This is a genomic window from Symmachiella macrocystis, from assembly GCF_007860075.1.
GTDB classification, from domain to species: domain Bacteria; phylum Planctomycetota; class Planctomycetia; order Planctomycetales; family Planctomycetaceae; genus Symmachiella; species Symmachiella macrocystis.
Map to the genome: position 1 here is coordinate 3947572 of NZ_SJPP01000001.1, position 12502 is coordinate 3960073.

Annotated in this window: 11 protein-coding genes and 1 tRNA gene; 5 read left to right on the top strand and 7 right to left on the bottom strand. The window is 55.8% G+C overall.

Going from position 1 to position 12502, the window contains the following annotated elements; translation table 11 throughout:
- The first annotated feature begins 28 nt into the window (after positions 1 to 28).
- From CA54_RS15285 to CA54_RS15295, 3 genes are all read left to right on the top strand, one after another.
- Complete coding sequence (locus CA54_RS15285; RefSeq protein WP_146371689.1) at positions 29 to 415, top strand: cupin domain-containing protein; 387 nt, start codon at positions 29 to 31, stop codon at positions 413 to 415.
- Positions 416 to 542: 127 nt separating this feature from the next.
- Positions 543 to 1163, top strand: a complete 621-nt coding sequence (ruvA, locus tag CA54_RS15290) for a Holliday junction branch migration protein RuvA (RefSeq protein WP_145378841.1) — start codon at positions 543 to 545, stop codon at positions 1161 to 1163.
- A gap of 242 nt (positions 1164 to 1405) precedes the next feature.
- Positions 1406 to 2818, top strand: a complete 1413-nt coding sequence (locus CA54_RS15295) for a DUF1501 domain-containing protein (RefSeq protein ID WP_146372407.1) — start codon at positions 1406 to 1408, stop codon at positions 2816 to 2818.
- 216 nt (positions 2819 to 3034) lie between these two features.
- On the opposite strand, the gene CA54_RS15300 is transcribed toward CA54_RS15295, so the two are convergent.
- Together CA54_RS15300 and CA54_RS15305 are read right to left on the bottom strand one after the other, a co-directional pair.
- A tRNA-Gly gene (locus CA54_RS15300) sits at positions 3035 to 3106 on the bottom strand.
- Between the two features lie 269 nt (positions 3107 to 3375).
- Complete coding sequence (locus CA54_RS15305) at positions 3376 to 3630, bottom strand: hypothetical protein (protein ID WP_390816757.1); 255 nt, start codon at positions 3628 to 3630, stop codon at positions 3376 to 3378.
- A gap of 514 nt (positions 3631 to 4144) precedes the next feature.
- Here CA54_RS15305 and CA54_RS15310 point away from each other — a divergent pair.
- A complete protein-coding gene (locus tag CA54_RS15310; protein ID WP_146371691.1) occupies positions 4145 to 5359 on the top strand; it encodes a M28 family metallopeptidase in 1215 nt (404 codons plus the stop codon).
- A 14-nt stretch (positions 5360 to 5373) separates the two neighbouring features.
- Here CA54_RS15310 and CA54_RS15315 read toward each other — a convergent pair whose 3' ends face one another.
- Together CA54_RS15315 and CA54_RS15320 are read right to left on the bottom strand one after the other, a co-directional pair.
- A complete protein-coding gene (locus CA54_RS15315) occupies positions 5374 to 6321 on the bottom strand; it encodes a polysaccharide deacetylase family protein (RefSeq protein WP_146371693.1) in 948 nt (315 codons plus the stop codon).
- Between the two features lie 134 nt (positions 6322 to 6455).
- Positions 6456 to 7190, bottom strand: a complete 735-nt coding sequence (locus CA54_RS15320) for a tetratricopeptide repeat protein (protein WP_146371695.1) — start codon at positions 7188 to 7190, stop codon at positions 6456 to 6458.
- Positions 7191 to 7458: 268 nt separating this feature from the next.
- Between CA54_RS15320 and CA54_RS15325 the strand changes: the two genes are divergently transcribed.
- On the top strand, positions 7459 to 7953 hold the full coding sequence (locus CA54_RS15325; RefSeq protein WP_146371697.1) for an SRPBCC family protein: 495 nt from the start codon (positions 7459 to 7461) through the stop codon (positions 7951 to 7953).
- Here CA54_RS15325 and CA54_RS15330 read toward each other — a convergent pair.
- The 3 genes from CA54_RS15330 to CA54_RS15340 form a co-directional block, all read right to left on the bottom strand.
- Entirely contained in the window at positions 7950 to 9455 is a 1506-nt protein-coding gene (locus tag CA54_RS15330) for a pectate lyase (protein WP_146371699.1), read from the bottom strand. The two genes, CA54_RS15325 and CA54_RS15330, sit on opposite strands and share 4 nt — an antisense overlap.
- Positions 9456 to 9599: 144 nt before the next feature.
- Positions 9600 to 11039: a DUF1501 domain-containing protein gene (locus tag CA54_RS15335; protein WP_146371701.1), complete on the bottom strand. Its 1440-nt coding sequence runs from the start codon at positions 11037 to 11039 to the stop codon at positions 9600 to 9602.
- 31 nt (positions 11040 to 11070) lie between these two features.
- A complete protein-coding gene (locus CA54_RS15340; protein WP_146371703.1) occupies positions 11071 to 12441 on the bottom strand; it encodes a DUF1501 domain-containing protein in 1371 nt (456 codons plus the stop codon).
- Between the last annotated feature and the right edge of the window lie 61 nt (positions 12442 to 12502).

Genomic DNA, 12502 nt, shown 5'->3' on the forward strand with positions numbered 1-12502 from the left:
CTAAAACTCTTTCTGGAGACGGTGGTCTATGCCGACGTTGATCAACCAACCGACCGTTGTTGAAGCAGCAGGGAATTTGCCCAAGGAAATTCAGGAATTCGCTGGGCGGGTGAACACGGGGCAATCGGATGTGAGCGTCGCCCGAATGGTTTCGCCGGCCGGTTGGGTGGAACCGGGACAGCGACCGCAGTTTCAAGAAATCTCCGTCGTGATTCGCGGTACGTTGCACGTCGAACACGAAACCGGGGAGTTAGATGTCCAGGTCGGCCAAGCCGTTGTGGCACAGCCGGGGGAATGGGTGCGGTATAGCACGCCGGGTGAGGGCGGAGCGGAGTACATCGCCGTTTGCCTACCGGCATTTTCTCCCGACACCGTACACCGCGACTCGGCTTGCGATTCACCGCCGCCGTCTTAGAATGCCAGTCGCATCGTAATCTTTTTGTATCGCTTATATGGGCGAGGGCAAATTATACGTACTAAGCGACAATGGTGCGTCATGACGCATCCTACACACGCGGCACAGCATACTAGAGGGAACGACATTGAGAACCAAAATTACCGGTCCGTTGGTGCGGCTTTCTGCTGGGGAAGCGACGATTGCCGTGGGGGCGTTTGAATATGAAGTCTTCATTCCCGAATTCGTGCGACGACAGTTGCAGTCGAAAATTGGTGAAGAAGTCAGCTTAAAGACCATCGAATACATCGAAGGCAATCCGCAAAAAGGCCGCCTTACGCCGCGACTGATCGGATTTGCCAACGACGTCGAGCGGGAGTTCTTCGACGCGATTTGTTCCGTCGACGGCGTGGGCGTCAAAAAGGCGTTGCGGGCGATCGTCCGACCGGTTCGCGAAGTGGCGACCGCTATTGAGGAACAAGACGTCAAACAACTCAGCGCGCTACCCGGCATCGGCCCGGCGGTCGCCGAACGCATCGTCGCCAAACTGCGTCGCAAGATGGCGAAATTCGCACTGATGATCGAACGCGACTTCCCCGACGACAAGAGCACCGACGGCGACATCCTCACCGAGGCCTACGAAGCCCTGCTCAGCCTAGGACACTCCACCGCCGACGCCCGTCTGAAAATCGAAACGGTCGCCGAAAGCGGCAAGAAGTTCAAATCGATCGAGGACTTGCTGGCGGAGGTGTATCGGCAGCAGAAGTGATGCTGTGTAGATTCACCACGGAGGCACGGAGACGGAAAGAGGCTGTAGGCTTTAGACCGTAGTCCATAGGAATAGCATTGGCAATCCAACCCGAAAGCCTACGGTCTATAGCCTATGGTCTAGTAAACTCTGTGCCTCCGTGGTGAATATCTTTATTCGCTTGCCCACCACACCAAAACCGCGAATAATGGTTCTTGAAGGTATGCGAACTCGGTTTGGTGAAAGGCGGAATCCCTGTGGCGATTGATCGACGCGAATTTCTGTGGCGGTATGGCGGTGGACTGGGCGGGATTGCGCTGGCGTCGTTGCTGGATCGCGACGGGCTGTTAGCGGAAACTTCCAGCGGACGCCTCGAGCCGATCATGCATCATCCGCCGCGTGCGAAGCGGGTCGTGCAGTTTTATATGTCGGGTGCTGCCAGCCAATGCGATCTGTTCGACTACAAGCCCGCGCTGCTCAAGAAAAATGGCGAGCCGTTTGATCCCGGCGAAAAGGTTGAGCTGTTCCAATCCAGCCCCGGCAAAGTCATGCAGTCCCCTTGGAAGTGGCGGGCGCATGGTGAGTGCGGCAAGATGATCAGCGACATCGTCCCGCACATCGGCTCCTGCGCCGACGACATTGCCTTCGTGCATTCGATGGTCGCCAAATCCAACATTCACGGCCCTGCCACATTGATGCAGGCGACCGGTTTTGTACTCCCCGGATTTCCCAGCGCCGGATCGTGGGTCCAATACGCACTGGGGAGTCTAAACGACAATCTCCCCGCATTCGTCGTGCTGCCCGACAGTCGCGGTTTTGCGCCCTCAGGCCCGCAAAACTGGTCCGCTGGATTTTTGCCGGCATCGTATCAAGGCACCATGATTCGCCCCTCGGCCAAAAACCCAATCTCCGATTTGTTTCCTCCCGAAGCAGGCTACGTGACCGCCGCTGGCGATGCCGCCGGGCAAGACGTACTTGCCAAACTCAATCAACGACATGCGGACCAACGGCCGGGCGATTCGCGTTTATCGGCCCGCATTCGTTCCTACGAATTGGCAGCCAAGCTACAAGTCAGCGCTCCGCAAGTATTGGACATCACCGAAGAGACCGCAGCGACGCAAAAACTCTACGGCGTGGACCAAACCGAGACCGCTGAAGTCGGCCGAAATTGTCTCGTTGCCCGGCGGATGCTGGAACGAGGCGTGCGGTTCGTACAGATTTGGAGCGGAGCAGACAACGGGCATCCGCGACGGAATTGGGATTCCCACGAAAACGTCGAGCGGGACCATGGCATCCTGGGCACCAGCATCGACAAACCAATCGCCGGGCTCATCAAAGACCTCAAACAGCGCGGCATGCTGGATGATACGATTATCCTCTGGACCACGGAATTCGGTCGCATGCCTTGCAGCCAAGGCAACGTGGGCCGTGACCACAACCCCTTCGGCTTTACCAATTGGTTGGCCGGCGGCGGGATCAAAGGGGGCGTAACCTACGGAGCGACCGACGAATGGTCCTACAAAGCGGTCGAGGACCCGGCGTATTGTTACGACATCCATGCCACATTGTTGCACCTGCTAGGCATCGATCACGAGCGCCTCACCTTCCGCCACAACGGCATCGACCGCCGACTCACCGACGTCCACGGCCAAGTCATCAACAAAATCCTCGCCTAGGCGGCGTGGCCGCTTGGTTCGAGCTTCCGCTCGGGGTGGGGTAGGTCGCTCCCGTTGGTCGCTGCGGGTGGTGGTTGGGTGATGATTATTGCCGAGTCACGTACGAGGGGAGCATTTACCAAATGCCCATCGAGAGTACAGCAGCGTTGCCCAACGCCAATTCCCCCTCCGAGCGGCAGCTCGCACCAAGCGGCCACGCCGCCTGAGCCGCCGCAGAGCGGGCGATGGGGATCGAACCCACGACATTTAGCTTGGGAAGCTAACGCTCTACCACTGAGCTACGCCCGCAAAAAAACGCCGAGTTAGCGGTCAATGCGATGTCTTTCTTGATTCTACCGTGCATGGGATGGCATTCAAGGGACAGGCGGTAGCTGCTTTTGTGGTGGGGCGGTGTGAGTTGGCAGGAAGATTGTTGTGCTACCAACGCCAAATGCCGTCGATAGGCTTCTTGCCCGTCGACGGCATCAATGCCGTGTGTTCCGCCTTCGTGAGACATCCTGTCTCAGTCCATTGATGGCGGCGGCGTAATTGTGGCGAATTCTATCCGTGAACGATTGCTAAAACACATCCAATTTGAAGTGGTTCCCCGAGTGGTAGGGGCGTTCGGTCGGGTAGAAATTGTGCCAAGCGGGATTGTAGACCGGGATCCGCATTTCCGGCGGATAACGGTGATACAAGCTGTCATAGGATCGCATGTGTGCGCTGTAGTTGCGGGGATAATACACATACGGATAGTGGTAAAAACGGCCCCAATCATTGGGTTGCCCAACGCCGGCGGCGTGGACTTGGGCCGTGCTGTTTGAGCAATCCATCGTGGGAATGCCAATAATAGTCGACAGGAAAATTAATCCTGCCAATAGGGTCCGACGCATGGGGATCTCTCCTTAGTACCCAAAACGGCTGATGATGTTTTTATCGTGCGTTGACGGAATATGGGTCCGGCACGACTCAAACCGCGTCCCGGCCGAATTCAAGGTCTTACCCGAACCGGCTGGTCCTCCGTCTCGTAGGGCGGGATGATGCTCCGTTTCATCCCCCGAACGATTGTTCTTTCGTCTGTAGTCTTTTGTGTCCCGAATCAACGGAACCAAGCCGAGCATGAGCGGCGCGACCACACTATTCATCGGCGCCCTACCGTCCCTTGCAACAGGAATAAACGGGAAGTTCGGCACCATCGGTTTGCCAAGCCCATTGGCGATGCCGTTCGATTGCGAGTCGCGCGGGTGAGACGTTTGGTGATTCGGTATTGCCCAAATTCAAACGTCCCACTAACTTAACGACTCCTCGCCATCCGCCGTTTCGACGGAAATTCCCGGAGTGTTTTGCATGTATTTGAGCCGTAAATTATCCGGATATTTGCTTGTTTTACTGCTGTTTTGTGTGTCGCTGCCACGGCTGACAGCGGCCGAAAAACCGGCAAACTCTCGTCAGTCCACCAGCTTTAACGGCCCTATTACAGCGGCAGAGGTTGAACCTCACGTACGTTTTCTGGCCAGCCCGCGCCTGGAGGGGCGCGGCAATGAGCGGAGCAAACGGGTTGCTCGTGACTATCTCATTAAACAATATGCCCATTGTGGGCTGAAACCGCTCTTTTCCGGTGGAAGTTACCTGCAGCCGATTTCTGGATCGCCCACCGCTGACGGCCAGCCTACGGTTCGCGGATACAATGTTGGTGCTTGGTTGCCCGGAAGCGATCCGCAGTTACGCGACGAGTTCGTGATCATCAGCGCGCATTATGATCATCTCGGTGTGCGGCGAGGCAAAGTCTATCCTGGAGCGGATGACAATGCCTCGAGCGTGGCGATGGTCTTAGAAACGGCGCGACAATTCACATCCGCTGCCAAGCCGCCCCGGCGCAGCATCGTGTTTCTCAACTTCGATCTCGAAGAGAACATGCTGTGGGGGTCGCGTTGGTTTGCATCACACCCTCCGTGGCCGTTGGAACGCGTTAAGCTGTTCATCACGGCCGATTTGCTCGGACGTTCGTTGGGGGATCTTCCCTTACGATCGGTGTTCGTGATCGGTAGCGAACTTGCGCCGAATTTGCGCGATCACATGCAACAGGTGGGACAGCCCGACGGATTGAAGGTGCATCGGTTGGGCGTCGATTTGATTGGTACGCGCAGCGACTACGGGCCGTTTCACGATCGGCGGATTCCGTTTTTGTTTTTCTCCACCGGAGAACATCCCGACTATCACACGCCCCGCGACACGGCCGACCGTATCAATTATGAGCAACTGGCCCGCATTTCCAGCTTGGTGTTCCGGATTTCTCAAAGTGTGGCGAATGGGGATGAGCCGCCTCGTTGGACGTCGCAAACGACACCCGACATCGCAGAGGTGAAAACACTCTACGAAATCACCTCTAAAATCCTCGCAGCGTCGGAGGACGGCTCGTTGGAAATGGGCGGCGTCCAAAAGTTCTTCGTCTCGAACATCCACACCAAATTCGGCAGCATCATCGAGCGGGGGGAACTACGTTCCAATGAACGCCCTTGGTTGATCCGCTCCGCCCAATTTCTGCTGCTCACCGTCTTTTGAGACGTCAACCGCCGTTACTGGGCAGCCTGTGGTTTCGCGGCCATCTCGTGCGCCTGTTTCCAGGTGATGACTTCGATGCCAAGCTTTTTGACCTCTGCGATGACTTCCGGGTCTTGGAAGATCCGGCGGTCGTCGTCTCGCAATTTGTAGCTCCCGGTAATCGCCTCAAGTTCCGGTCCGTCGTAGCCGCAGTGGATGATGATTTCGCTGAGCCCTGGTTTCAGATTGCGAATCACATTCAGGTAATGGGCCTTACGGACTTCGTGCGGGCCGCCTTGATAATACATGGTCACAAAATCCAACACCGGCAGGCCGTTGGACTGCAGCAATTGTTTTTTGGCGTCGAAGTTGTCTTTGAGTCCCGGGTACTGTTTCAAACGTTCGGGAGGAATATTCGCCATGAACAAGACTGGCAAATTGTAGTCGACTCCCAATCGCACATAGATCTCAAACAGGTCGGCCCGCATCAGCAGCGTTCCCATGTGGGTGTCGAGGTGTGACAGCGGAATTCCCATTTCCTTGGCACGGTCGATTTGTGCACGCAGTTCGATTTCGACCTCATCTGCACGCGCATTGGCGACAACTGCTTCGGCGCCGCGATACATGTAACCATCTTCATCCAACAGGCTGGGAACCTTGTTCCGCTCGGCGACCGGCCGCCAACGGTAGTTTTTAAACTCCGAATTGACGGTCAGGTGAATGCCGTAATCTTTGTCTGGGTTTTCGCGGGCATAGGCGGCGAATTCTGGCAACCAAGGGCAGGGGACCATGATGCTTGCCGAGGAGACAATCCCATTCTCCATCGCTTCAATCGTTCCTCGATTGACCGAATGCGACATCCCCGCATCATCAGAATGAATAATCAAATAACGCTTGCCGTTGTTCTCGTCCTCCGCAACAGCCGCAGTGATGCTGCACGCTAACACGCAGCAGATCGCTAGAATTCCTCGGAAACCGTTCATTTCGCCGCACTCCTCACGCGTTGATGATGATCTTTGAAAAATTAAGATTTGTGTTTTGCGCTCGCGTCGTAGTGACACGTCGCGCCGCCATTTTGTGCTGTCGAGTGTTTTCGTCTGAGTCGTATTCGCCCCGCTCAATCCTTGATCGTTTGGATCAATTCACTGGCTTCTGCGGCTGCCGGGGTCTCAGGAAATTCATCAATGATTGTTTGCAACCGTTGTTTTGCTTTCTCCGGGGATCGCTTCATCAAGGATTTGGCCATTCTTAGATCGCCAGCGGCTTTAGCCTCGGCGGTTCGCTGCGGCGTTTCGGGGTCACCTTCGGTAGCGACGGATGCATTATCATTCACCGGACTGGCTTTTCCGTTGGGACCCACCTTAATGTTTGGCAACGTCACATCCGGGTCGGGGGCATCTATGGCATAGACCTGTTGTTTGTCGATCCGCATCAACCGGCATTCCCAGTCGTCCTGGTCGTTCAGGTGCACAAAACATTCCACCGTGTAACGGGGCAAATTCGGTTCCTTGCCTTGAAGGACCCCGAAAGCGGACCACTCTTCCGTCTTGGGGAAATACTTCATCAGCGGATCTCGATAGTCGCCGTTGGCGCGATATTTCTGCTGCACAAATCGCTTGACAAAAAACTCCGCTGCAATCGACGCGTGCTCTTCGGTCCCCACGCGTTCCATCGATTTGAGCTCGACGGAAGCCTTATCGACTCGCTCGGTTTGCGGTTGGTGCCTTGGGTCGATTTTGGGAGGGGCAGGGACGGTCTCTGCGGGTTTCTCGACTTCCTCTTTAGTCCCCAGGCATGCCACCATGCAGGACAACCCGGTAGCCAGTATCAATCCTAAGATGAATCGGTTCATGGTTAGACCTTTCAACATCAGGGCGTCCGCCGTTTCTTTTTGATGATTCGGTTTTTGCAACTAGAAATCAATTTATGACTCCCTATCGTCACGACATTCACAACCTGCTGCAAGGCAGTTTACCCATGGTTTTAAAAAAACGGTGCAACAGCCAGCGCTTTTTCATTCCTCGATGAATCTTGCGGAAAAAAAGTTGTCGTCATCCCGCTGCTGCCTAAAATTCTACTAATTAGCCGCTAGCCATTCGTATCAGATAGATCCTTAGATTATGCCTGTAACGATCATCCCTGACCTGCAACGTGGCGGTTTCATTCTCCATTGCGAACAACGACTGCCTGTCCCGCTGGAGGAGGTCTTCGAATTTTTTTCCGATGCCTGTGCACTGGAGTCGATTACGCCCCCCTGGCTGAATTTCCATGTCGTAACCCCTTCTCCCATCGGAATTACCGCCGGCACCCTAATTGATTACAAGCTCCGCATGCACGGTATTCCGATGCGGTGGCAGAGCGAAATCACTGTCTGGGAACCTCCTTTCCGGTTCATAGATTCTCAGCGGAAAGGTCCCTACAAGCACTGGGAACACGAGCATACGTTCCGCACAGACAATGGCGGAACGATTGTGGGAGACACCGTCCACTATTCCGTTCCCGGCGGAGCAATGATTCATCGCCTGTTAGTGAAACGTGACTTGGAACGAATTTTCTCGTACCGACAACAGGCAATCAGTCAACGCTTTGCCAGTGAACTGATCGCAGCCGATTAGCGTGAGTTTTTCGATGCGGCAATGAATCGTGCCAACTTGACGATGTTATCGGAAAAGGTTTGGCTATTGATGCAAGGCGTATTGGCTGGAATGTTGCTGCGATTGCGCTGGCGAGCGGGTTCAATCCAGGCGCCGTTTTCCTTTTGGGCGTCAACAACAGCGGCGGCTCGTTGTTTCAATTTCGCTGACAATCGCGGTGCTTTTTTGAGTTCGGTAAGCGGTTTCGCAGAGCCTGGATGATTGCTGTTTTTTCGTTTGTCATATTCTTTGGCGATCGCGTCCAGGTTATTGCGGGTTTTGAATCCATAATGCGTCGGCATGTCGTCGTCGCTGTACGTCAGCTGATAATCCTTGGTGAAGTACAAGGGCGTGTTGGTCCCGATTTCATAGAACCGTGCTAATCGCCCATCGGACAAGACGCCGGATTGGTAATACGCCAAGGCACGCGGGATCGGCTGAAGAAACTTTGCCTTGCCGGTCCGGTCATACAACCGCAACAGCGTCCGCATCACTCCTTGCGACTCAGCACCGGTGAGCGCGGGAGGTTCGAACTTGCGTGCCCAAGCGGGGTGCATCTCCGCGTCGTATTGTTGTGCCCAACCCGGCTGTGGTTCGGGCAGTTGCGCCAGTAAGATAAAATCACCCGCCCGCTCCGCAGCGGCCATGTATTGGGGGTCATCGTAGATTTCCGCCGCCCGAAACATGAGGTCGACCATGTCCGCGATCGTGTTGTCGTTGAAAGTGTAATAGCTGCGGTAATCGATCGCCGGGTAGGTTCGTGACCACTCATCAGGAAAACTCGCCGATTTGACGGGGAATTTTTCCGAGTCAGGCGCCGCCGAAAACCGTTGCGGCCATGCGCCGATGGGGTATTGCGCATCCAGCAGCGATTGCAGTGCGAACTGCGCGGATTCATGAATCGGTTGATCCTGAAAAATCAGCGCGCGATCAATCCGCATCATAAACCGCAGCGCGGCTTGTGTCGTATTGTCATCCAGAGTCGTCGTATTCCGCGGCGGACGTTTTTTCTTTTTCTGATGCGGTGTTTCATCCGCGTTGGATTTGTCTTGGTCGTCGCTTTGGTTCTTATCGGCGCAGTAAGCGTGCTTTTTGCGATCTTCCGGAGCGAATTCGATTCGGTAGTCCCAGCCGCCTGATTGCAGTTGTCCCTGTACCAAAGCGCGTGCCGTTTCCCGGGCTGCTTCGAGATAATATTTATCGCCGGTCAGTTCGTAAACATCCAAATAGGCTGCCCCGACCGACGGGGTTCCTGGTGGTTGCACCCAAGCGGTTGTTGCGGATGCGGGGACTTCTCCTTCGCGCTCGCTAAAATCCGCCGCATACCGCCATAAGTATCCCCCTTCGATCGACACATGGTCGCGAAAGTATTCCACCCCGCGCCGCAGAGCCTGTTGAGCCTCGTCAACGCTCAAGTCGTCCGCCGTGGCCGTGGAAGGAATCATCACCGCAATCAAGGCAATCACCATCGTAGTTCGCCGCACAGAATCTCACTCCTCAACAAACAAAAACTCGTGTCTCAAATGATTTCAAATGCTGGAAACCCGCGCCCCGGGAGGGCGAAGCTCACGCTGAGCCGCGCACAACAAATTGCGTTCCCCATCCCATACAAAACGCACAACAGAAAATCACGCCAACAGCTCGCGCACGATTTTCCCATGCACGTCCGTCAGCCGGAAATAGCGGCCTTGGAATTTGTACGTCAATTTCTCGTGATCGATCCCTAAGCAATGCAGCATCGTGGCGTGCAAATCGTAGATATGCACCGGGTCGGCGGTGATGTTGTAGCTGTAGTCGTCCGTCTCGCCGAAAGTCAGCCCGCCTTTGATACCGCCGCCGGCCAGCCACATCGAGAAGCAACGGGGATGATGGTCGCGACCGTAATCGTCGGCCGTCAGTTTGCCTTGGCAATAAACCGTGCGGCCAAATTCTCCGCCCCAGACAACGAGAGTATCTTCCAGCAGGCCACGTTGTTTTAAATCCTGAACCAATGCCGCTGACGCTTGATCGGTGGCAGCGCACTGCTTGCCAATATCCCTGGGTAAGTTGAGGTGCTGATCCCAACCACGATGGAACAATTGGATAAACCGCACGCCGCGCTCAGCCAGCCGCCGCGCTAACAAACAGTTCGCGGCGAACGTTCCCGGCTTCTTGGAGTCGGCACCGTAATGCTCAAAAATATGTTGCGGCTCGCTGGAGACATCCGTCAATTCCGGCACCGAGGTCTGCATGCGATAAGCGAGTTCATATTGGGCGATGCGGGTGGCGATTTCGGGATCGCCGAATTCGTTCAGCTTCAGTCGATTCATTTCCGCCAAGTCATCCAGCACACGGCGGCGGGTGGGATCGTCGATTCCTTGTGGATTCGAGAGGAACAACACCGGATCGCCGACGGAGCGGAATTTGACGCCTTGGTACTGCGTGGGCAAAAAGCCGCTGCCCCACAAACGATCGTAGAGGGGCTGTCCGCCATCGCCGGAAACCATCGTCACAAACGCCGGCAAGTCACGATTGTCGCTGCCCAAACCATAAGCCAACCACGATCCCATACTGGGCCGCCCGGCGAGTTCGGCTCCTGTTTGAAAAAACGTAATCGCCGGGTCGTGGTTGACCGCTTTGGTGTTCAGCGAACGGATGATGCAAATATCATCCGCAATCTTCGCTGTGTGCGGCAACAGCTCGCTGATTTCCTGCCCGCTTTCGCCATGTTTGTCGAAACGAAATTTGCTCGGCGCGACCGGAAAGCGGGCTTGCCGCGAGGTCATTCCGGTCAGGCGCTGCCCTTGGCGAATCGAATCGGGTAAATCGGTGCCGCGGAGTTCTCCTAAATTTGGCTTGTGATCGAACAGGTCCATCTGCGAGGGACCGCCCGATTGGAATAAATAGATCACTCGCTTCGCACGCGGGGCGAAATTTGGAAACCCCGGCAATCCCCCTCCGTCGGCCGCTTGCGCAGTGGGGGATTCATTCAGCAGTGATGCTAAAGCCGCCACACCGATGCCGCTGGCGGAACGGCCAAAAAAATGCCGCCGCGTTAATATCGATTTCCAATTGGCCGGAGTCGGCATGAGATCATTCCTGGAACGTGTCGCCGCAAACTCAAAGTAATCCCGCGATCGGTTCGCCAAACGGCAAAATGGATATCGGGCGTCCTCCATAGTCGACGAACTGCTGCGTATAATCAACGCCCAGATGCCGATAAACGGTCGCCAACAAATCTTGCGGCGAATGCGGCGACTCGACCGGATAGGCAGCCTTGCTGTCAGTGGCTCCGATAACGCGCCCCATTTGCAAATCGCCGCCCGAAATCAACGCCGAATAGGCATTGGGCCAATGATCGCGGCCGACGGAGTCATTCGGTGTTCCCTTGCGAATCCGTGGTGTGCGACCAAATTCGCCGACCACCACAACCAGAATCCGGCGATTCAACCCGCGGTCCCAAATGTCTTCGATCATTGTCGTCAACGCCTGATCCAGATAGGGCAAGCGTGTCCGCATGAAGGTCGCAAAATGTCCCGGGCGGCCGGCATTGCCGGGATGGTCGTCCCAGTTCGTGAATTCGTCGCCCCGCTTTGGCGAGTTCATCATCAGGCTCACGACCCCCGTCCCCGCTTCGGCCAAACGCCGCGCTAGCAAAAACGATTGCCCCCACATATTGCGGCCATATCGATCGCGAAGCTTGTCGGGTTCCTGGTTGATATCGAACGCATCGGCCACTTGCGGAGTGGTCAGCATATTGAAGGCGTGTTGGCGAAACGCGTTCGTCCCAGCCAGCGCCTCGTTGAGATCCAAGTCGCTACGAAATCGATCAAACTGCGCCAGTAGTGCCTTGCGGTCATCCAGTCCCCGCTCTTGGAGTTGCGGCGCGATCTTCAATTCGGGCGGGGCGTAGTTTTCTGCAGCCGGATTGCCGACCACGAATGGTTGTTGCGCAACACCCAAGTACGTCGGACGTGTGAAATAAAACGAAGAGGGGGTTGCCACATATTGCGGCATCCCCGACCGATGCCCGCCTCGCACGCGGCTGACAATGCTGCCAATGTCGGGATGTTCGCTTTTGGATTGCGACGTAGGATCAAGAACCGCCGGCCGTTTCCCGGTGCAAACAATAATGCCCCCATCGCTGTGAATCCCGACATCATGGTTCAGCGAGCGGACAATTGAAAACTTATCCGCGATCTTCGCCTGTAGCGGAAAGTGTTCGCAGATATCCATTCCGGGTACTGACGTGGAAATCGGCGAGAAGACGCTGCGTGTTTCCACCGGTGCGTGCGGCTTGAGGTCGTAGGTTTCCAGTTGCGACGGACCGCCGTGCAGATAGCACAAAATGACCGACGTGTCGCTGCTCAGCGTTCCCGCCGCCGCGCGCCCGGCGGCAATGTCGAATAACGTCGCTCCCCCCAGCGCAAACGACCCGATCCGCAGGAATTCGCGGCGATTGACCGGACCGGGGCATCGAGCAGGGACCATACAAAAATCCTGGTGAAATTCGGGATTCTGCAAACAAACGACGCTAACATCCTACCGTATG

Bases quoted from the DNA above. Each gene is read 5' to 3' on its own strand.
- CA54_RS15340 (WP_146371703.1), bottom strand. From the start codon at position 12,441: ATGGTCCCTGCTCGATGCCCCGGTCCGGTCAATCGCCGCGAATTCCTG.
- CA54_RS15315 (WP_146371693.1), bottom strand. From the start codon at position 6,321: ATGAACGGTTTCCGAGGAATTCTAGCGATCTGCTGCGTGTTAGCGTGC.
- CA54_RS15325 (WP_146371697.1), top strand. From the start codon at position 7,459: ATGCCTGTAACGATCATCCCTGACCTGCAACGTGGCGGTTTCATTCTC.
- CA54_RS15320 (WP_146371695.1), bottom strand. From the start codon at position 7,190: ATGAACCGATTCATCTTAGGATTGATACTGGCTACCGGGTTGTCCTGC.
- CA54_RS15285 (WP_146371689.1), top strand. From the start codon at position 29: ATGCCGACGTTGATCAACCAACCGACCGTTGTTGAAGCAGCAGGGAAT.
- CA54_RS15310 (WP_146371691.1), top strand. From the start codon at position 4,145: ATGTATTTGAGCCGTAAATTATCCGGATATTTGCTTGTTTTACTGCTG.
- CA54_RS15335 (WP_146371701.1), bottom strand. From the start codon at position 11,039: ATGCCGACTCCGGCCAATTGGAAATCGATATTAACGCGGCGGCATTTT.
- CA54_RS15305 (WP_390816757.1), bottom strand. From the start codon at position 3,630: ATGGATTGCTCAAACAGCACGGCCCAAGTCCACGCCGCCGGCGTTGGG.